The 20,583-nt window shown below is 43.4% G+C and carries 20 protein-coding genes; 12 read left to right on the plus strand and 8 right to left on the minus strand.

Features of this window, described 5'->3' with window-relative positions; all coding sequences use genetic code 11:
- The first annotated feature begins 28 nt into the window (after nucleotides 1–28).
- The 3 genes from arfB (at nucleotide 29) to F8R13_RS04630 (ending at nucleotide 2,039) form a co-directional block, all read left to right on the plus strand.
- Nucleotides 29–448 carry an alternative ribosome rescue aminoacyl-tRNA hydrolase ArfB gene (gene arfB / locus F8R13_RS04620; protein ID WP_152832619.1) on the plus strand — a complete coding sequence of 140 codons (420 nt, stop codon included), beginning with the start codon at nucleotides 29–31 and terminating at the stop codon, nucleotides 446–448.
- 32 nt (nucleotides 449–480) lie between these two features.
- Complete coding sequence (murI, locus tag F8R13_RS04625) at nucleotides 481–1,269, plus strand: glutamate racemase (RefSeq protein WP_152832174.1); 789 nt, start codon at nucleotides 481–483, stop codon at nucleotides 1,267–1,269.
- Nucleotides 1,270–1,475: 206 nt separating this feature from the next.
- Nucleotides 1,476–2,039: a cytochrome b gene (locus tag F8R13_RS04630; protein WP_371414902.1), complete on the plus strand. Its 564-nt coding sequence runs from the start codon at nucleotides 1,476–1,478 to the stop codon at nucleotides 2,037–2,039.
- A 123-nt stretch (nucleotides 2,040–2,162) separates the two neighbouring features.
- Here the strand turns inward: F8R13_RS04630 and F8R13_RS04635 are convergent, their stop codons facing one another.
- Entirely contained in the window at nucleotides 2,163–4,040 is a 1,878-nt protein-coding gene (locus tag F8R13_RS04635; protein ID WP_216642591.1) for a bifunctional diguanylate cyclase/phosphodiesterase, read from the minus strand.
- Nucleotides 4,041–4,520: 480 nt separating this feature from the next.
- On the opposite strand from F8R13_RS04635, the gene F8R13_RS04640 reads away from it, so the two are divergent.
- Nucleotides 4,521–4,820, plus strand: a complete 300-nt coding sequence (locus F8R13_RS04640) for a helix-turn-helix domain-containing protein (RefSeq protein ID WP_216642592.1) — start codon at nucleotides 4,521–4,523, stop codon at nucleotides 4,818–4,820.
- Between the two features lie 263 nt (nucleotides 4,821–5,083).
- Nucleotides 5,084–5,287 (plus strand): hypothetical protein, encoded by a 204-nt coding sequence (locus tag F8R13_RS04645; protein WP_152832176.1) that lies wholly within the window; start codon nucleotides 5,084–5,086, stop codon nucleotides 5,285–5,287.
- 29 nt (nucleotides 5,288–5,316) lie between these two features.
- Here the strand turns inward: F8R13_RS04645 and F8R13_RS04650 are convergent, their stop codons facing one another.
- Nucleotides 5,317–5,997, minus strand: a complete 681-nt coding sequence (locus tag F8R13_RS04650; protein WP_152832177.1) for a 2,3-bisphosphoglycerate-dependent phosphoglycerate mutase — start codon at nucleotides 5,995–5,997, stop codon at nucleotides 5,317–5,319.
- Between the two features lie 143 nt (nucleotides 5,998–6,140).
- Complete coding sequence (locus F8R13_RS04655; protein ID WP_216642593.1) at nucleotides 6,141–6,707, minus strand: TetR/AcrR family transcriptional regulator; 567 nt, start codon at nucleotides 6,705–6,707, stop codon at nucleotides 6,141–6,143.
- Nucleotides 6,708–6,794: 87 nt separating this feature from the next.
- Between F8R13_RS04655 and F8R13_RS04660 the strand changes: the two genes are divergently transcribed.
- The gene (locus tag F8R13_RS04660) at nucleotides 6,795–7,262 is read left to right on the plus strand and encodes a nuclear transport factor 2 family protein (protein ID WP_152832178.1); all 468 of its coding nucleotides are present in this window, start codon (nucleotides 6,795–6,797) and stop codon (nucleotides 7,260–7,262) included.
- A 105-nt stretch (nucleotides 7,263–7,367) separates the two neighbouring features.
- Here F8R13_RS04660 and F8R13_RS04665 read toward each other — a convergent pair whose 3' ends face one another.
- A complete protein-coding gene (locus F8R13_RS04665; RefSeq protein ID WP_216642594.1) occupies nucleotides 7,368–8,150 on the minus strand; it encodes an SDR family oxidoreductase in 783 nt (260 codons plus the stop codon).
- Nucleotides 8,151–8,214: 64 nt separating this feature from the next.
- On the opposite strand from F8R13_RS04665, the gene F8R13_RS04670 reads away from it, so the two are divergent.
- Nucleotides 8,215–8,775, plus strand: coding sequence for a helix-turn-helix domain-containing protein (locus F8R13_RS04670; protein ID WP_216642595.1), 561 nt, complete (start codon nucleotides 8,215–8,217; stop codon nucleotides 8,773–8,775).
- Nucleotides 8,776–8,792: 17 nt separating this feature from the next.
- On the opposite strand, the gene F8R13_RS04675 is transcribed toward F8R13_RS04670, so the two are convergent.
- Nucleotides 8,793–8,906 carry a histidine phosphatase family protein gene (locus F8R13_RS04675; protein WP_216642596.1) on the minus strand — a complete coding sequence of 38 codons (114 nt, stop codon included), beginning with the start codon at nucleotides 8,904–8,906 and terminating at the stop codon, nucleotides 8,793–8,795.
- A 199-nt stretch (nucleotides 8,907–9,105) separates the two neighbouring features.
- Between F8R13_RS04675 and F8R13_RS04680 the strand changes: the two genes are divergently transcribed.
- Nucleotides 9,106–12,894 carry a hypothetical protein gene (locus F8R13_RS04680; RefSeq protein ID WP_152832180.1) on the plus strand — a complete coding sequence of 1,263 codons (3,789 nt, stop codon included), beginning with the start codon at nucleotides 9,106–9,108 and terminating at the stop codon, nucleotides 12,892–12,894.
- Nucleotides 12,895–12,947: 53 nt separating this feature from the next.
- Here F8R13_RS04680 and metE read toward each other — a convergent pair whose 3' ends face one another.
- Nucleotides 12,948–15,305: a 5-methyltetrahydropteroyltriglutamate--homocysteine S-methyltransferase gene (metE, locus tag F8R13_RS04685; RefSeq protein ID WP_152832181.1), complete on the minus strand. Its 2,358-nt coding sequence runs from the start codon at nucleotides 15,303–15,305 to the stop codon at nucleotides 12,948–12,950.
- Between the two features lie 128 nt (nucleotides 15,306–15,433).
- On the opposite strand from metE, the gene F8R13_RS04690 reads away from it, so the two are divergent.
- The 3 genes from F8R13_RS04690 to F8R13_RS04700 all read left to right on the plus strand — a co-directional run bounded on the left by F8R13_RS04690 (nucleotide 15,434) and on the right by F8R13_RS04700 (nucleotide 18,397).
- The gene (locus F8R13_RS04690; RefSeq protein ID WP_152832182.1) at nucleotides 15,434–16,345 is read left to right on the plus strand and encodes a LysR family transcriptional regulator; all 912 of its coding nucleotides are present in this window, start codon (nucleotides 15,434–15,436) and stop codon (nucleotides 16,343–16,345) included.
- Nucleotides 16,346–16,388: 43 nt separating this feature from the next.
- Complete coding sequence (locus tag F8R13_RS04695; RefSeq protein WP_152832183.1) at nucleotides 16,389–17,282, plus strand: class I SAM-dependent methyltransferase; 894 nt, start codon at nucleotides 16,389–16,391, stop codon at nucleotides 17,280–17,282.
- A gap of 326 nt (nucleotides 17,283–17,608) precedes the next feature.
- The gene (locus tag F8R13_RS04700; protein ID WP_152832184.1) at nucleotides 17,609–18,397 is read left to right on the plus strand and encodes a DUF4395 domain-containing protein; all 789 of its coding nucleotides are present in this window, start codon (nucleotides 17,609–17,611) and stop codon (nucleotides 18,395–18,397) included.
- A 96-nt stretch (nucleotides 18,398–18,493) separates the two neighbouring features.
- On the opposite strand, the gene F8R13_RS04705 is transcribed toward F8R13_RS04700, so the two are convergent.
- Nucleotides 18,494–18,817 (minus strand): hypothetical protein, encoded by a 324-nt coding sequence (locus tag F8R13_RS04705; RefSeq protein ID WP_152832185.1) that lies wholly within the window; start codon nucleotides 18,815–18,817, stop codon nucleotides 18,494–18,496.
- 204 nt (nucleotides 18,818–19,021) lie between these two features.
- On the opposite strand from F8R13_RS04705, the gene F8R13_RS04710 reads away from it, so the two are divergent.
- Nucleotides 19,022–19,207, plus strand: coding sequence for a hypothetical protein (locus F8R13_RS04710; protein WP_152832186.1), 186 nt, complete (start codon nucleotides 19,022–19,024; stop codon nucleotides 19,205–19,207).
- Between the two features lie 88 nt (nucleotides 19,208–19,295).
- Here the strand turns inward: F8R13_RS04710 and F8R13_RS04715 are convergent, their stop codons facing one another.
- Nucleotides 19,296–20,366, minus strand: coding sequence for a GGDEF domain-containing protein (locus tag F8R13_RS04715; protein WP_152832187.1), 1,071 nt, complete (start codon nucleotides 20,364–20,366; stop codon nucleotides 19,296–19,298).
- Nucleotides 20,367–20,583: the final 217 nt, after the last annotated feature.

Here is a 20,583-nt window from a genome sequence, read left to right on the forward strand (position 1 = left end):
GAAACAAACCTAAACAAGACACATCATGATGTTAAGACTTTCCACCGGACAAATCATTCCAGAATCCGAAATCACATGGCATGCCATGCGCGCGCAGGGTGCTGGTGGACAAAATGTCAATAAGGTGGAAACTGCGATTCATCTGCGTTTCGACATTAAGGCTTCGTCTTTGCCGGAAGACTTCAAGCTGCGTTTGCTGAGAAAATCCGACCGACGCATTACCAAAGATGGCGTGATTATCATCAAGGCTCAATCTCACCGTACGCAAGCCGCAAACAAAGAAGAGGCACTACAACGATTACAGGCTATATTAGAAGAGTCTGCAGTGCGACCCAAAACACGCATACCGACTCGACCAAGCAAAAGCGCACGCCTTAAACGAGTGGATGAGAAAAAACAACGCGGTCAAATTAAAAATCTTCGGCAACGTGTGCGCCATGACGATTAAAATAGAGACATTCGATACTAATAAATAAAAATATGACTGATTCCAGACCTATTGGCGTATTTGATTCCGGCATTGGCGGCTTGCCGATTGCCCAAAAAATCCGAGAATTACTCCCGAACGAAAACATCCTTTATGTCGCGGACACGGCTTACGCGCCCTATGGCGAAAAGACTGAAGACACCATTTTGCAACGCTCTTTAGCGGTGGTGGATTTTCTGATTTCCCAAGATGTCAAAGCCATCGTCGTCGCCTGCAACACCGCGACCATGGTTAGCATCAAAACCCTGCGTGAAAGATACGACCTGCCGTTTATCGGCGTGGAACCGGGCGTCAAACCTGCCGCCATTCACACCAAAACGGGCGTGATTGGCGTATTGGCAACCGAAAAAACCCTCACCAGCCATGCGTTTGATGCGCTGGCAAAACGCGTGGCGGGCAATGCCCATATGGAAATCCAGCCCTCGCCCAAGCTGGTGCGCTTGGTCGAAGCGCTGCAACTAAATGATGAAGCCGCCACGCAAGCGGTGGAAGAATATGTGCATCCGCTTATCAACAAAGGCGCTGACACCATTATCCTCGGTTGCACGCACTTTGCGCACTTGGCGCCCGTGATTGAAAAGGTAGCGGGCGAAAAAGTTTCCGTCATCAGCACCGAACTGGCGGTTGCCAAAGAAGTTGCCAGACGCTTGAGGAATGAAGCCCTTTTGTCGGCACGAACCGCAACAGGTACCACCGAGTTTTTCAGCAATGGCGACATGGCGCTTTTCCAACAGCAAATCCAATATCTTTGGGGAGCAGACGCGCAAGCACAAAGCTTTTAATGCATGGTAAGGTGCCCTACCCAACCTGGCAGATTTTGCAAGTGAGAAGACGTATATGTCTAACTCAAGAAAAGCATTCTTGCTGATTCGACAACAATGAATTCTCTAAATATAAACAAAAACGCAAAAGTGTCTTGCTAAAATCCTAAGAACTAAAACGCGAAAATACGCGCAGTCATCCCAGTTTCAAACCTAAGGAGTCAAACGTGGATACCTATAGCAAGCTCAGCAAACAAACTATTTTTCTTCACTGGGTGGTCGCCACCTTTATGATCGCTCTCTTGGCAGTCGGTGTGTATATGCACGAGACCAAGAGTTTCTTTTTATACTCCTGGCACAAGTCTTTTGGGGTGTTGATTGTAGTATTTGTGGTTTGGCGTATTGTCAACCGTATGAAAAACGGCTGGTTGGAGCCAGTCAGACAATACACGCCGGTTGAAATCACTCTATCGAAAATTGTGCATTGGTTGTTGATTATCGGCACTATCCTGATGCCTATTTCCGGGATGATGATGTCTGGTCTGGGCGGTTACGGTATTCCGTTCTTCGGCTTAGAACTGGTCGCACCCAACCCAAACCCTGACGACCCGACTAAAATGATTCCGTTGAATGCCCCTTTGGCTCAAGCAGGTAAAGTGGTTCACAGTTTGGCGGGGGATATTTTGATTGGGGCGGTTGCACTGCATATTGCCGGTGCGTTGAAGCACCACTTCATCGATAAGGACAACACTCTGAACCGTATGAAGGGCGCAGACATTTCCCCAAAATAATGCATAAGCTAATCAATAAACTCTTCTAGCTTAGAATTTATGCGCTTCAATTCAGCCTCGTTGAAGCGCATCTTTTTATCACGCGTACCCAACCTGGCAGATTTTAAGAACGCGTCAGCCCTCTCAAGCAAATTGCGCAGGTCGCCCAAGCAGATAGCCTTGGTACAGATCCACTTCTTTATTCTGAAGCCAACGCTTTTGCGCTTCGGTCTCGACACCTTCAATCAACACTTTCAGATTCATGGCTTTCGACATGGCAATCATGGCTTTTACCATCTCTTGTGTTTCGCTTGAGGTTTCTATGTCGTTGACAAAGGCACGGTCGATTTTGACAATATCCACCGGCAAGCTTTTCAGTATTGCCAGCGAGGCATAGCCAGTTCCAAAATCATCCAGCAAAATATGGCAGCCCTTTTCCCGCAATTGCTCCAAAACCGCAATGGTGGCACTCAGGTTGTGCATGATAGCGGTTTCTGTGACTTCAAAATTGAAGCGAGAAATAGGGACTGATTTTTGATGCGCAATCGCACAGAGCTTCTCAACCAGTTTTGGGTTGTCCAACTGCACCGGAGACAGATTGATGCCAACCTTGATACTGCTATCCAACTCCTTTGTCCCAAGATCGTCACAGACTTTTTTAAACAACGCGAAGCCTAATTGTGAAATCAAGCCATTCTGCTCGGAGTACTCGATAAAGTGCTGCGGATAAACCAACTCACCCTCTTCGTTCTTGAGACGAATCAAGGCTTCATATTCCACTGGTGAATGGAAGCTGTCCTTGTAGAATATTGGCTGATAATGCATTTCGATATGGTTTTTCGGCATTTCTATCGCCTGCCATATCAAATGCGCGATCTTGTTCATTTCAATCAGTTCTTGCTCGTCTTTCTCTTCAAAAAACTGATAACTGTTTCGCCCTTGGGTTTTGGCTCGACACATGGCGGAATCTGCTCGGCGCAACAACTCCTCTACATTGCCACCATGCTCTGGGTAAAAAGCAACACCGATAGATGCCGTCAAACGATGGATATGCTTGCCGCGAACATAGGGTTTAGACAGCCTGCGAACCAAGTTTTCCGCAGTTTCTTCTATGCTTCTTTCCCGGGTGACATTGGTCATCACCACCACAAATTCATCCCCACCAAACCGGCAGGCCAAGTCGGATTCTTTGGTATAGAAAGCAATTCTTTTGGAAGCTTCTCTAAGTATCCAATCGCCTTCGCTATGACCGAAGTGGTCATTTATCGCCTTGAACTTATCCAGGTCGATGAACAAAATAGCGATTTTCCCACTATCATTTTTTTGAGTCCCGGCAATACTGTTTTCAACGAAGCTGTTGAGCAGGACTCGATTTGCCAAACCAGTCAGTGAATCATAGTAAGCCAGTCTATCCAGCCGTTTTTCATCGGCTTTGCGTTCACTCATGTCGGTCAACACACTCACATAAAATGGCTTACCGGAAAGCTTGTCCAAAACCTTTGAAGCCTGTAACCAGCCGGGATAAATGGACCCGTCTTTTCGTCGGTTCCATATCTCGCCTCGCCAGCTACCGGTCTCATCCAAGCTTTTCCACAGGTTGCTATAAAAGTCTTCATCGTGAACGCCGGAACGGAATAGGGTGGGCCGTTGATTGAGCACGTCCATTTGCTCATAGCCCGTAGTGTCTGTAAATGCTTTGTTTGACTTAATGATTTTGCCTTGCCCATCCATCACCAGAATGCCATCTGCAATCTGGTCGATCAGAGCGTTTGCCAGATATAAAGAATGAATGGTGGCTGCCCCTTCAGAAATTCGGTTGAGATATACTAGACAATAAGGCTTACCTGAAAGCTCTGGTTTCAGCAACTGACTGTTCAGCGTAAAAAATCTACCGTCATGAAGCTCGAAGACATGGTTTTGATGCACCACCTGGTCATCAATGGAAGCCTCAATTGTTTTCAAGAAATTAATAAAGATTTCCATACTATCGGCCGATAGTAACTCATGGAAATGACGATCCATAACACTTTCCGCCAGGCTTAAAAACTCATAAGCCGGCGTATTGATGCAAATGATCTTTCCGTTTGGATTTAGAAGAACAACTGGGGTTTGACAAGATTCAAACAAAACATGATAGAACCTAAGCCCCTTAAACGACTTCTTTGCCAAAAAATCACATGCAACTAGACTCTTGCTCTCTTTTTGAGCCATTTCTGTTAATCCTCATCATGAGTATTTTTCAGGTTTCGTGCAATCAAACATGCTTATTGAATCGCCGTTTCAAGATTCAGAACATCCGAACAGGTAACTTTCTAAATGTTTCAAAAAATGCTCTCTTCCGTACTCCTTTACGTCCGAAAAACACTTTATCACCCTATAGAAGAAACTAAATACTTTCCATTAATTCCATTAGTTTTCCCTAAAACTACCTATAGGTAGGCGACGAAAAATCATTCTAGCATAAACATACCTAGCTATAGGTAGTTTTGTTGTGAGCACTCTATGAACCAGAAAATCAATAACGAAAAACAAGAATGGATTCGCAATGTTCACTTAAAAATTGGACAGAATGTCAAACGACACAGACAAGAAAAGGGACTTTCTCAAGTCGCACTCGCCCATGAACTTGGGCATGATTCTGTCGGCGTAATTTCAACTGCAGAAATCTGTTTAAACGGTAAACACTTCAATATTGAGCATCTCGCCAGAATCGCATGCGTTCTGGACATAGACATTTGCTGCCTGCTTGACGGTGTCAGTGAAATCTATAAAACACACAAAGAACTGAAAAACGATCCATGATTTTCTAACCAAAAACGTCACCTTAATTCAGCGTGATTAAGGTGACGCACTCATCATTTTGCAAAGATCGAATTAACGTTACATTTGCCCGTGTATCCGTCTAAAATAAAAGTGCTTTTCATATATATAAAACTGAGATGGCGCAACGAGCGGGGTGAAGCTTAATTCTCCAGGTTTGGTATTTCCTCTCAAAACCGATGCATTTTAACGACTGTTTGTTTTCATTTTGAAATCCGCTCGGATTCAATGACCCTTTTGCCATCATGAGTGAAATTAGTCGGAATCAGTTGGTATGTCGGCTTCCGCTCGGTGGAAACCTTGGTGTGGTGTATGGTGCTGCTGGTGCAGATGATTCCTTATTTATCCGCGATGATTTTTTCGACCCTCAGCGTTTTTCCAAACTCTTCGGTGAAGTGGTTGCCGTTCAAGTGATGTTTATACTCTTACCCCAACCTGGTAGATTTTAGCGATTATTCCGATGCTCATTCTTGCCGTTTTAAGCCAACGCCTTTTTGTGCAATTTGTTGTCCGCCCACTCATACAGCAATGGCGTACCGGTAGGAATCTCCAACTCGAGCACCTGATCTTTCGATAGGTTCTCAATCAACATCACGATTGAGCGTAAGCTATTGCCATGCGCCGATACCAGCACGTTTTTGCCCGCCGTCAGCAAAGGCATCACACTCTCCACAAAGAAGGGAATGGTACGTTCCGACGTGTCTTTTAAACTCTCGCCATTCGGCGGCGGCACATCATAACTTCTGCGCCAGATATGCACCTGCTCATCCCCAAACTCTTCCGCCACTTGTGCCTTGTTTCGCCCTTGCAGTTCACCGTAATAGCGCTCGTTCAAATGCCAGTTGTGATAAATCGGTAAGATATTCGCCAGCGTTTCTTCGCTGTAAATGCCGGTTTTATCCTTCATCTCCGGGTCATCATGCAACACCACCGGCGTTTTCTCGCTGTGCGATTGCACTAAGGCAATCATCGCGGTTTCCATCGCGCGAATCTGCATGGAACTGAACACCACATCAAATTCGATATCCGCGATTTTCTGGCCTGCGGCTTCCGCTTCCTTGATGCCGTTTTGCGACAAAGGCACATCCACCCAACCGGTAAAGATATTCTTTAGATTCCACACGGATTCCCCGTGTCGCAATAAAACCAGCTTTGACATCACGCACCTCTAAACAAAGGAAGATAGAGTTTTATCATAATGGTTTTTATGCGCCTTTTTTATGAAGTAAATCGTAAGATTTAAGAGTCATTTTTCTAAAAATGATCAGATACCATCGTAAACTTTTCGGAAATCTAGGCAAGTTACTTCAAAAGTTTTTCTAGGATTAACTGCAAAGTCTCTAGCACTTTTTTAACTGGTTGCCCACTTTGAACGCGCGTAATTGCGCCATCTATAGCGAGAGAAATCGCCTCGGATAGTATTTCAGGCTGTCCAGATTTCAACAATGATGCCGCAATTAGATTTGTCATATCTTCTTTATGCTTCAGTGAAATTTTTGACACTTCCGGTAATTCACTGCCAATTTCACCAACACTGTTAATAAAAGCACATCCCCGATAGTCACTATCTGAAAACCACTCCGAAAGAACATCGGTCAACCGTTCTATTTGATTATTCTTCTGCTCTAATGCCTGTGAGAACCAAGCCATCCATTTATCATGACGATAATGTAAAAACGCCAGAATCAAATCATTTTTACTAGGATAGTGTCGGTAAAAAGTCACTTTAGTCACTCCCGATTCTTTAATTAGTTTATCCACACCAGTGGCTCGAATGCCGTTTTGGTAAAACAAATCGTGTGCTGTCAGCAAGATGCGGGTTTTGGCATCAGAAACTTTTGCAGGGGGCATATCATTTTTTGTTTTCATGGCATGCATTATAGACAAGTCTGTCTACTTTGGTTACACTTTTAAGTAGACAGACTTGTCTACATACTTAAAAAATAGGGGAACAATATGGAAATTAAAGCACCGACACCACCATTCACCATGGAAACTGCGATACAAAAAGTTCGCATGGCAGAAGATGCCTGGAATACTCGCGACCCTGAAAAAGTCGCATTGGTTTATACCGAGGATACAGTTTGGCGAAACCGAACAGTGTTTCCTCGTGGTCGAGCAGAAGTAAAAGGCTTCCTAAAACAAAAATGGGAAAAGGAACTCGACTACCGACTCATAAAGGAAATCTGGGGATTTCGTGAAAACCGTATTGCCGTTCGTTTTGCGTATGAATGGCACGATCAAACAGAGCAATGGTTTCGCTCTTACGGAATTGAAACCTGGGAATTCAACCCTCAAGGCTTAATGCAAAGACGATTCGCTAGCATTAATGACATGAAAATTGACGAAGCTGAAAGAAAATTCTTTTGGCCTCTAGGACGCAGACCAGACGATCACCCAAGTCTTAGTGATTTAGAAATGTAAACCTTGACGAGCCAAGTAAACTGCCAGATACCCAACCTGGCAGATTTTACTCAATAGTTTTAAAGTGTGTTTGCATGAAGTTAGTCGTGAAAATGGATACCGCGTTTATATTTGCGCTAGCCCACCATCTACCTGAAAATCCGCACCCGAAACAAAAGAAGCCTCATCTGAAGCCAAAAATAATATCGCATTTGCAATCTCATTTGGCGAACCAATTCGACGCAACGGTGTTGCAGCCGTAACCTGCTGCAAAATATTTGACAAAACACCTTCTTCAAAACCAAATTTGTCGAAAATCGGTGTTTGCGTAACTCCGGGGGACAGAACATTCACCCGAATTCCCTGTGGACTCAATTGTTCAGCAAACGAACGTCCAAGAGACCTGACAGCGGCTTTAGTAGCGCCATATACAGACCAAACGCCAGCGCCTTTTTGCGCCTGAATCGAAGAAATGAGAATAATCGAAGCTCCTATCTTTAAAAATGGTATTGCCTTTTGCACCGTAAAAAAAACGCCTTTAACATTCACATTAAAGCTCTTGTCAAAACTGGCTTCTGTCACCGCCTCAACATTTTGCGCTTCTGCAATGCCTGCGTTTGCCACAACCACATCCAGTCGCCCCCACTTTTCGATGCAAAATTGATAGAACATCTCTATATCTGCTAACTTCGTCACATCTCCTTGAAAGATTAAGACTTGATCACCATACTTTTCTTTCAGACTATCCAGTCCTTGCTCAGATCGCCCCATCACCGCAACTTTATAGCCACGCTCAATAAACAAACTGGTTGTCGCCAAACCAATGCCGGAATACCCACCTGTAATTGCCAATACTTTCATTTCCATCATGCTCTCCTTAAATGAAATTGCTGTTTTCAGCCATTGCACTATAGCGATGTCAGGAAATACAAAATATACTATAGTGAAATTATTCCAATATAGTGGAAATGCAATGAATGACTTCGCCCACATCAGTGCGTTTATCAAACAATATCGACTCGCAAACCAGGAAACTTTACAAAGTTTATCGGAGCGTTCTCAAGTAAGTCGCTCGATGATTGCACAAATAGAAAGCGGGCAAGCCTGCCCCACGATTAACGTGCTGTCAAAACTGGCGAATGCCATGAATATTCGACTAGGCGAATTAGTTGAACCGCCAGAAAACCAATCTCGTATTAAAGTCTTCCAGCCAAATGAAAATAATATCGTCAGCAAACCCAACCACCCGTTTGTATGCCATCATCTGACCCATCAAGCCGGTAAGGTTCCAACGGATTTTTACAGCTTCCATTTCACCGATTACGGCAAAACGGACTTTGGCGCTAACATTCCGGGTTCAACCAAATATCTTTGGCTGGAATCTGGACAACTCACAATTTACCATGCCACGGAAAACATCACGCTAAAAGCCGGCAGAATGGCGACATTCAATGCCGCCATTCCCCATCGGTTCGAAAGCAAAAGCGGCTCTCTTGCCAAAGGCATTTTCTTAGTGACCTATGATAATGCCTGACCCCAACCTGGCAGATTTTACTCATTAATGTTGATGCCGTTTTGCGACAAAGGCACATCCACCCAACCAGTAAAGATATTCTTCAGATTCCACACGGACTCCCCGTGCCGCAATAAAACCAGCTTTGACATCACGCACCCCTAAGCGAAGGAAGATAGAGTTTTATCATAATGATTTTGAAATGGATTTTGTATGGAAGAAATCATGAGATTTGAAATACATGATTCCTTTGGTTTTTGTTCTTTCTTTTTTAGCCTACCGCTTTAATAATAAATAGAATTATTTTCTTAAACACACATATTTTTTATCAAAATTACTAGTGAGGCAATCATGAGCGGATGGAACATAACAGCAAATGATATAAAAAACTGGACTGCTACAAATAAGCGTCTTGCCGAAGAAATGCTCCCCCTTTTGATTAAAAAACTCATACTCGCGTCTGTAACCCCTGAAGAAATCGATTTTCCATCTGGCGATAGTATTGCTGTTGGCGGTTGGGATGGGGTTCTTAACGTAAAAGAAGGCACTAAATTTGTTCCTGAAGGAAAATCTGGTTGGGAATTTGGCACTAACAACAGTGTTAAAAACAAAGCAGATAAAGACTACAAAAAACGCTCAGATAAACCAGAACCTTTTTCTCCTGAAGAAACTTCTTTTGTTTTTGTAACCTCTCGTTTATGGACAACCAGAGACAAGTGGGTTTCCGAAAAAAAATCCGACCAAATATGGAAGGATGTCAAAGGAATCAATGCAAGTACCCTTGCTGAATGGCTAGAATACTGTCCCGCTGTGCATCGGTGGTTCGCTCAAATTTTAGGCAAAAGAGAACCAACTGTTAAAGATATAGATCAGGCTTGGGAAGAATATAGCAACATTACTGAAAAACCTTTAACTACTAGCTTCTTTAAACATAATCGTGAAAATGAAATTTCAGAACTCAGTAACTTCCTTACAAAAGGTTCAGGTGTTTTTAGAATTCTTTCAACGTCTAAAGCTGAAGCATATGGATTTGTCTTAGCAGTAATTCAGACAAACGAAATATTTGGTTCAAGAGCACTATTTATAAAATCCCAAGAAAGCTGGGACTTTATGTTAGAAAATGACCAACCACTTATTTTAGTGCCATATGGCTTTCAACCAACCAACATTGGCGCTGCGACAGCAAAGAATCATCTAGTAATCATCATTGATGACCAATATGCAAAATCTCCGTCCTTAACATTAGAACGTCAGCCACGACTTGTTCGTGAGGAAGCAATTAAAACACTAGGTTTTAATGATTCCGAAGCTAATACTCTATATCAAGATACAAAAGGATACCTTGAGCCAATACTTAGGCATGATTGGCTCAAGCCAAGAGATGTAATTTACCCGGTATGGTTAGATAAGTATGATCCCGAAGTACTCTTTACAGTGTTATTTTCATCCGAATGGATTGAAAGTAACGAAAATGATAAGCAAATTCTAGAAAAATTATCAGACTTACCGTATGAACAATTACAAAAACAGCTTACTGCACTATCCAAAGAACCGGATCCTCCGGTCAGATATATTAGAGATGTTTGGCAAGTTATTTCTAAATTAGATTTATGGTTTTTAATTTTCCCAAGGCTCTCTAAAACATACTTAGATCGCTTAAAAGATGTTATCCCTTTGATTTTTACTGACTTTGATCCTGCGTATGACCTAAGTCCTGATGAACGATTTTTCGCTAATATTCATGGAACCGTTCCAAAATACTCAGGTGCATTAAAAAGCGGTATAGCAGACACTCTGGCTCTACTAGCTAACTTTGGCGACGACTATTCAAACCATTTAGGCGGTATTTCTGTTCAGTCAAACATTAGCTACTGGTTACGTACTTTGTATGAAGAAAATAATCATGTTCGTTTCTGGTTTTCTTTAGACTCTTGTACTCTCTCATTTGCGGAAGCAGCCCCAAAAGAGTTTCTAGATGCAATTGATGCTTCAAGTCAAGGATCAGCTTCTCCAATGTTGAAAATATTTGAAGCCGAAGGTGAAGATACCTTTAGTGGAGTATGTTATCACAGTAATATTTTGTGGGGACTGGAGAGCATTTCTTGGAATAAACTGTACCTAACCCAAACATGTTCTTGTTTGGCTCGTCTATCTGAAATTGATCCTGGGGGTCGGTGGGGCAAAAGACCTTTTAGTTCGTTGGTTGATGTTTTTCTAGGCTGGATTAATAACGTTTCGGCAACTCACGATGAAAGACTCAAAATTTTACAGCATGTTTTAATTCCTAATTTTCCAGATATTGCATGGAAATTAATGTTGAAGCTAATTAATACATTTCCCGGTATGACTTCGGGTGTCCACAAACCAAAATATCGAGATTGGGCATTAAGTGTTGATTCAACAACAACCAATGTTGCCTACATGAACTATACAAAAGCAATTGTGGATTTACTTTTGAATGAAGTCGATAACGATTTAGAAAATAGAATCATTGATTTAATTAAAAGCTTCGATTCCTATACAGAAAAACAAATAGAGGCAATCTTAGCTAAATTCTTAAGTTTAGACGATAGCCACCTAAACGATGATCAGAGAATTAAAATTTTAGATTCACTAAGAAATACAATTTCACATCACCGAGAATTTCCAGATACAGATTGGTCTTGGGAAGAAGCTTTACTTAAAAGATTGGAAGATATTTACAATAAATTTAACTTTCCTGATGCAATGAAAAGTAACTCATTCCTTTTTAGGGATTATCACCCTAACCTGATTGAACCTTTAAATAAAAAAGAATTTGACCATTATCAGAGAGAAGAACTACTTTCAAAAAAACGAATCGATGTCGTTGAACAAATTACCAAGGAGCATGGTTCTGATGGAATTATTCACTTTATAGAGAATGTTAGTTATCCTGACATCATTGGTAATACCGCCTACTTTTCACCCATATCCAATTCCCTAGAATCACTAGCTTTTAATTGGATAAATGAATCTGGCAAAAAAAAGGCTTTTTCAAAAGGCTTCCTTACACCTCTAGCACATAATGAATTTGATAGAGCAAAACAACTTCTCGTAGAAAACAAAGACTGGGCAACCCAAACTAAGGCTGAATTTTTGCTAAGTTTTCCGATAAATGAAAAAACGTTAACCGTAGTAGATGCACAGCCAACAGAAACTCAAAAATATTTTTGGATGAGCCTTGATCGATATTTTTCAGCCGATTCAATCATCACTCGGTTGCGAATAGTAGAAAAGTTTTTTAAGTATGATCGCCCCTTTGCAGCGATTGATGTGATGGCAGCAGCTTTATACAAAAAAGAACACCTAACTCAAATCAACCCTAGCTTGGTTGCCGATATTTTGAAAAAGGCAATCTCTAATCCAGCAGATATGGAGCAAGTAGGTTTACAAAGAATACATTATGATATTCTTAAGTGTATTGAATTCTTACAGCATTCAGGAGAAATACCAGATGAAACGATGGTGCAAATTGAATGGAACTTTTTAAAATTATTTGAATATCAAGAACAATTGCCTAAAACTTTAATCAAAGCTGTCGCAGATGACCCCAGTTTCTTCGCTCAGCTCATTTCTTGGATGTACAAAAGAAAAGATGGCAAAGAAGATTCCCCTGAAACGTTAACAACAGAACAGATGCAGATTCGTGCAGAAAATGCTTGGAATCTCCTCAATATGATTACTACTTTGCCAGGTCAAAGTGGTGAAGACATTGATCAAAATATATTAAATACATGGGTAACTTCTGCCAGAGAGCAATTAGAACAAATAGGGCGTAAAGATATTGGAGACAGCCAAATTGGAGAATATTTATCTCATTGCCCTAAGGGAAAAGATGGCTTTTGGCCACATGAAGCCGTCCGCTCGGTTTTAGAAAAATGCAAAAGTAAGAAAATTGAAGATGGCCTTGTAAATGGAAAACACAATTTACGAGGCATTACTTCTAGACATCCATATGCCGGTGGCGATCAAGAAAGGATTTTAGCTAATCAATATACTGAAGCTGCAAACGTAATGAGCTTAACTTTTCCAAGAACAGCGTTGGTTTTAAGAGAGTTATCAGAAGATTATAAGTACCATGCAAAAAGACATGATCAAGATGTTGAGTTGCACGATTAACACTAAAAAACCGCCAGACCCAACCTGGCAGTTTTTTCAGCATTTAGAATGAATTAGGCGCTTTGGATTTTTTCTTCAAATTGCTTCCTCAGAATCTTCGCAGCTTCCACCATATTGGCGAGTGCCGGTTCGGTTTCTTTCCAGCCGCGGGTTTTGAGGCCGCAGTCCGGGTTCACCCAGAGTCTTTCAGCCGGAATATTCTTAGCCGCCTTTTGAATCAAATCCACCATCTGCTCAACCGTTGGGATATTCGGTGAGTGGATGTCGTAAACGCCCGGCCCGATTTCATTCGGATATTGGAAATCGACGAAGGCATCCAACAACTTCATTTGCGACTTGGACGTTTCGATGGTGATGACATCGGCATCCATTTTCGCCACGGCTTCGATAATGTCATTGAACTCGGAATAGCACATATGGGTATGGATTTGCGTGTCGTTCTGCACCCCGGAAGTCGTGAGGCGGAAGCTATTGACCGCCCAATAGAGATAATCCTCCCAATCGGATTGCTTCAATGGCAAGCCTTCACGCAACGCGGCTTCGTCGATTTGAATCATGTGAATACCGGCGGCTTCCAAGTCCAGCACTTCATCTCTGAGTGCTAGGGCAATCTGGTTACAGGTGGTTTCACGGGTTTGATCGTTACGCACGAACGACCATTGCAACATGGTCACCGCGCCGGTCAGCATGCCTTTCATAATCTTGTCGGTCTGGCTTTGTGCGTAAGTTGACCAGTTGACCGTCATCGGTAACGGACGCGAGACATCCCCGAAAATAATCGGCGGTTTCACGCAACGCGAACCATAGGACTGCACCCAACCGAACTGGGTAAAGGCATAGCCATCCAACTGTTCGCCAAAGTATTCGACCATGTCATTGCGCTCGGGTTCACCGTGTACGAACACATCAATACCGATGCGTTCCTGGCGCTCGCAGACATCGCGAATTTCCGCCTGCATGGCTTCAATATAGTCCAACTCATCCAGCTCACCGTTTTTGAACTTACGTCTGGCCTGACGGATTTCCTGCGTTTGCGGGAAGGAACCGATGGTGGTGGTCGGGAACAGGGGCAAACCGAATCTGGCTTTTTGCAACTTGGTTCGGAAGGCATAGGGTTCGTCTCGCGTCAGCGGGATTTCATCTAACTTGGCAAGGCGGGTTTGCACCTCGGCATTGTGAATCAGATTGGAATTGGCTTTAGCTTTTAGTGTCAGACGATTTTCCGCTAAGGCTTTTTCATGACCTTTTTCATTCTCGCTGCCATTCAACGCATCGTTCAGCAGTTTGATTTCACCCAATTTTTGTTTGGCAAATGACAGGTAGTTTTTCAACTCTGGATTCAGCTTGGTTTCCACTTCGAGATTGACCGGCACGTGTAACAGCGAACAACTCGGCGCTATCCACAGGTTATCGCCAAACTTGGCTTTGGCGTCTTGAAGCTGTTCGATGGCATCGGTGATGTCGGTTTTCCAAATATTACGCCCGTCCACCAGACCGATGGACAAAACTTTATCTGCCGGATACAGCTCAACCACATCATCCAACTGCTTAGCGCCACGCAACCCGTCATAATGCAAACCGGCAACAGGAAGCTGACAGACTAAATCTAGGTTGTCGCCCAAGGTTTCAAAATAGGTTGCCAACAACAGTTTGACCGGAGATTGCGCCAGCGTTTGATAAGCGTCTTTAAAGGCGTTTTGCCACTCGGCTTCCAGCTCCAGCACCAAAATCGGTTCGTCGATTTGCACCCACTCAACGCCTTGCTCCGCCAAGCGTTGCAAGATTTGCGCATAAACTGCCAACAACGCAGGCAAACGACTGAGTTTGGGAATAGCCGTGCCTTTGTTTTCCGCTAAATACAAATAGGTCACGGGGCCGACCAACACCGGTTTAAAATCGATATTGGCAGCATCCTGCTTCAAGGCCAGTGCCTCTGCCACTTCATCGAAAAGGCGTGTGTCAGTAATAGCAAATTCGGTGTCCTCTTCCAACTCCGGCACAATGTAATGGTAGTTGGTATCGAACCATTTTTTCATCGCGCCGGCGTAATCGGCTTTAGACTGTGTTTCACAACCATGTCCCGCACAACAACCATGCCCGTCATCCGATGGCGCACGACCACGTGCCATGCGAAAAGCGACTTCCACATCAAACGCATCTTGGCGAAAACGCTTGGGAATCACCCCCAATAAGGTACTCATATTCAACACTTGATCGTAATAGGCGAAATCATTGACGGGAATCAGCTCCACTCCGGCTTTGATTTGCGTTTGAAAATTCTGATAACGGATTTCTCTGGCTTGCGCTTCGAGATCCGCTAAACTTTTTTCGCCCTTCCAATAGGCTTCTAGCGTAAATTTCAATTCCCGAAAATCGCCGATACGGGGGTAGCCAAGATTGTGTAATGCCATGATGTTTGTCTCCTTTAATTTTTTTGAAAGCGAACGCTTTACTCACGACTCGCATAGTAAGCCGGTACAAACATGAAAACAAACGAATAAAATTCACATAAACATGAAAATAATTCATAATATTGTTTATGTTAGAAATCAAACACCTCAAAACCATCCTGTCGCTGGCGGAAACCCACTCGGTCAACATCAGCGCACAGCAGTTGCACATGACGCAATCTGCGTTATCGCATCAAATAAAACTGTTGGAATCGCAACTGGGGCAAAACCTGTTCGAGCGAAAATCCAACCCGATTCGTTTTACCCCTGCCGGTGAAACCCTGCTGGCTTGTGCCAAAGAAGTGCTACCGAAAATCCAGCACACAGAGCAGGTGCTGACGGCAATGGAACAGGGCAACCTTGGGCGTTTGTTGATTGGGGTCGATTGCCACACCTGTTTCGACTGGTTACTGCCTTTGGTGCAAAACTATCAGGAGAAATGGCAAGGCGTGGATTTGGATATTTTGAATGTGTTCGGCAACAGCCCGGAGCAAAGCGGTGAACTGACGCTTGCCAAGCTGGACAAACAAGAATTGGATTTGGTTATCACCTCCGACCCCGAACCTTCAGAAGACCGGGTGTTCACCCCCTTGTTCAGCTATGAACAGGTTTGTGTGTTTTCTCCACAACACGCCTTTACCCAAAAAGGGACGTTACTGCCGGAAGACTTCAAGGATCAGACATTGATTGTCTATCCGGTGGACAAACAAAAGCTGGATATTTTCCGTCGTTTCTTAAACCCCGCGAATATCAAGCCGAAGGAAATCCGCCACTCGCAACTCACGGTGATGATGTTGCAGAACGTCGCTTTGAATCGCGGCGTGTGCATTCTACCCAAATGGCTTATCAAAACCTTGCCGGAGTTCAGTCACCTGCCGACCAAACCGCTAGGCAAAGAAGGCTTGTGGTCAACGCTCTATGCCGCCACGCGACGCTCGGAACAAAGACTGCCTTATCTAGAAGACTTTATCCACCTAATTGCGGATAATATGAACCCTTAATTACGAACTTTGATCATAAACCCTTAATTTTCGAATCATTTAAATGAACGCCACCCTCGCCCTCATAACAGAATCAAACACGCAATTGAACGATGCACTTTTGGCGCTGACACCAACGCTTGAATTGCCATCCGTTGTGCGTGAGCAGGCGTTGAAAAAGCAGAGCAATATCAGTGATTATGACTTTCTGCTCGGTTGGCATTATGCCGACGATGAACATCTACCCCCCAACCTGGCACTTTTTTCCAAAACCACCGGGCCGGTTTTCATCGACTTCTTAGGCGGCAAGAAAAATCATCGTCGCCAATTCGGTGGCGGTAAAGGGCAACCGCTGGCAAGAGCTGTGGGGATTGCCTCCGACTTCACGCCAAAAGTCATTGATGCCACTGCTGGCATGGGCGGCGACGCATTTGTCTTTGCCACCTTGGGTTGTGAGGTGTTGATGATAGAACGCTCACCCATCGTCGCTGCGTTGCTGCAAGACGCCTTGAACCGTGCAAACCTTGAACTGCAACTGGAAGCGTCTCACACGACTCAGGGCAAAACCCAACGCTTCGATGAAGATGAACGCGAGTTCTTAACCGCAACCATCAGCCGAATGCAGTTGGTAAATGCCGATGCAGCTGAGTTTATCGCGACAACAAGGCCAGAAGCGGATGCCATTTACCTCGACCCGATGTATCCTGAGAAAAAGAAAAAAGCCGCTACCAATAAAGAAATGACGGCGCTACAAGGATTGGTTGGCCCGGACATGGATTCGAGTCGATTGCTTGAAGCGGCCTTGGCGGTGGCGAAAAAACGTGTAGCGGTGAAGCGCCCGGCAAAAGCGGAACCGATTCAACTGGCAAGCGGCAAAAAATCGTCTGCCAGCATCCAAAGCCCAAACACACGTTATGACTTATATGTCTCCACAGCTGTCACCGCACCGCAATCTTGATTACGTTCAGCCTCTATTTAGTTGATTGGGCTAAGTAAAATCCTTTTATTTTCTTGTACTTATTAGTAAATCTACCTGCCACAATACAAATAATTTATAACTAATATTACAACAAACTTATATAAAAAAAATTTGTCACAGAATCGTCATAAATTCCTGTAAAATCAACTGCTTGAAAAATACTCTATAAAAGAGTTTCGTCCATTTTTAGGGCAAAATCATAAAATATGACTCCCTTCCGCCTTCCGTACACTATTGAACCCTCTCTGTTCTACCCATAAAATTGAAAAGGTTGATGCAGATCAAAAAAACAATGGAGTTTTCCTATGTCTAAATTTTTTAACGACATCTCAGACGTTGTCAAAAACCTTTGGTTCAGAGATACCAAAGAAGACGCTATTTATATTAATGATGTCGCTGTTCGTATTCGTGCAGGGATGCTTTTGTTTATTTCTATTTATATGAGTTTCACGCTTTGGAACGCTTTCTTCGTTTCACATTGGGTGGTAGACGGTAACACGGCTGTGGATAGCGGCGACATGGATTGGGATAATAATATCATTTACAGCGTTCAGGCCATCAAGCGCGTGTACGACTGGACTTTCCAAACTAATTTACTTTGGTATGGTTTATTTGAAATGTTGGCGGGGATGACGACGATTACGGCACGTTTGTCACCAACCATTTACCTTGCTTCGTTCCTGGCTAAGAGAACGGCGAAGCCAATCTGGAAGCCTTTGGCGCCTAAACGTTTTGCTTGGACGATTGGTGCGTCAATCATTGCAACCTGTTTGGTGTTCTTCAACCCTGACGTGTTCGCAAACTGGGTCAATACCATTTTCCGACATGAAGTGTTGCCAACCGATCGCCAGTATATGTCTTACTACATTCCTTTATCTTTGGTTTGGGTCTGTCTTGGCTTTATGTGGATGGAAGCGGTCATGGGCTTCTGCGTAGGCTGTAAAGTACATGCCTTGTTGGTGAAAGTCGGTATTCTGAAAGATGAATGTGAAGCCTGTAACAACATCGACTGGGATGAGATTGCCCGTAAAAACCAAGAACGCTTGGCAAAAGAAGCGGCTGCGCAAAAATCAACGGAGCAACACGCCTCTTAATCTCATTCATGACTTCAGGAAGAACTCATTAAAAAACGGCAGGATGCCGTTTTTTTATATCTAGCGTTTAGTCCGCTTACCCCAACCTGGTAGATTTTACTCGGCAGGGTCTTTTTTCTTATCTTTACCATCCGGCTTTTCGGATGACTTCTCGGTAGATTTTTCCACCGTCTTCTTGGCGAACCCCACACCTTTTTTGGTCTTGGCTGTCAAGTCAAGCGACTCGACCAACTCCCGGTAATCCACGCCCAAACGGTGAAACTCCGCAAAACTTTTGGCGATAACGGCAATGGTATTCGGCACCTCTCCCTTCTTCTTATAGGCCTGAAGATTTTTGTCACTCACCTTAATCAGGCGACTGAATTTCGGCAGGGAAATGTCTGCATCCAACAATGTTTTTTTAAATTCGACAAACGTCATGGTTTGCTCCGGGCAAAAAATTAGCTGGCACATTATAGCGTCTTGAACCCGTCGCAAGAAATGCTAATGGTTTGACAAACACAATAAAGTCTGCATAATCGTAATAACTTATTACCATTATATGTATTTTATTGCTTAAAATAATCAAAAAAATACATGGCGATAAGCACTCAAACTTTTCAAAAACCCGTAAAGGAGTCCATCATGGCAAAAGCGCTTAAGAAAAAAGCCGTCAAAAAAGTCGCATCTAAAATCAGCAAGAAATTGGTTTCTAAAAAGAAAGCGAAAAAAATCACGAGCAAAGTCGCTAAAGCGGTTATGAAGAAAAAGCCTAGCACCAAGAAAAGTGCGCGTAAAGTGGCTAAAAAAGCGGTAAAACGTATCGCTTAATCAAAGCTTAACCGCGTGAATGCGGTCAGAGATGTCCGAAGGCAATTTTGGGTTCGGGCATCTTGCACTACCCCAATTAAAATCCTTTCTAATCTTTCGCCATAACGCAAATCTTGAAGCCTGTGTCTTTTTTGGCGAGGTACATTTGTTCATCCGCCAAACGAATCAATTCATCCCCCTCAAGAAACTCCACCGGTCCCGTTTCACAAATGCCCATACTTAAAGTGAGTGTTGGATATTTCTTTTGAAGTGCCTGAATGATTTTATGGCAGAGTTTTTCGGCATCCTCCGCCGAGCATTCTGGCAAAATAACGCAAAACTCATCTCCGCCATATCGGCAGGCGATGTCGGTTTCTCGCGTGTTGTTCAACAAAATATCGCCGATTGCCTTCAGGACTTCGTCACCCTTAATATGCCCTTGGTTGTCATTCACGGCTTTGAATTCGTCAATATCGAAATAGATCAACGACAAACAGGATTGATGCCGTTTGGCGACCAGCAATGCTTTATGCATCAGTTCTTGAAGTGCGCGTTGATTATAGAGATTGGTCAAAGGATCAAGGCGAGCCTGACGCTCAAGCTGTTCAGTACGCTCTGCGACTTTTTCTTCAAGGTCTTTTGCATACAGCTCGGTTTTGCGTTTGGCATTTTCGATTTCCGATACCAAGCTGTCGATATAAGTATCGAACACCAATGTGGTGTCGAAATACAATAATTTGTCCAACACATCGAGAGTGCTTTCCAGTTTTTTGGTATCGCGGATATTGCTTTTAAGGACGTGGAAAATGAGGTTTTTGAGTGTCATCACCGCCGAGAGGTAGAGCTCAATCCGCTTGTGAACCATGCCAATGCGCAAGCGATTGTTGACGTATGCTATACCGTAATCACCGGCGAAGAGATCTGTCACATATTTTCGCTGTGCGGATCGAAGTCGCCCCAGAGTATCGGCATCGCCAATCAACAAGGAAATTTCGTCAATCTTGGTTTGCTTGTCATAAAACTCATCGACAATAAAGTCGATATTCTCTTCAATCAAAGCTTTATATTCCGCCAGTTGCGCCAGTTGATCTTGCCCCAACTCCAGCAGAGCCATCCTATTACTGATTTCCACTTCGCTTATTTGCATTTGTTCAAGCAAAGTTTGGTCGGTTCGCATCATATCCAACACTCCTACCTAGAAACCGTGTGTACAGCAGAGACAAAACTGATGGACACTCCCCATCACTCGGTCACAAAATTATCTTCATTGGCAATAAACTTAATTTAGCTCAACTTTTGCTCCTGTACCAGTAAAAGCTTGGGATTTGTGTAAAGAAATATCCCCTCAATCTTGCAAAATTATAGGGTTACAGATAAAAACTATACGTTTAGAATAG

Source organism: Hydrogenovibrio sp. JE_KL2, from assembly GCF_009296185.1.
Taxonomy (GTDB): domain Bacteria; phylum Pseudomonadota; class Gammaproteobacteria; order Thiomicrospirales; family Thiomicrospiraceae; genus Hydrogenovibrio.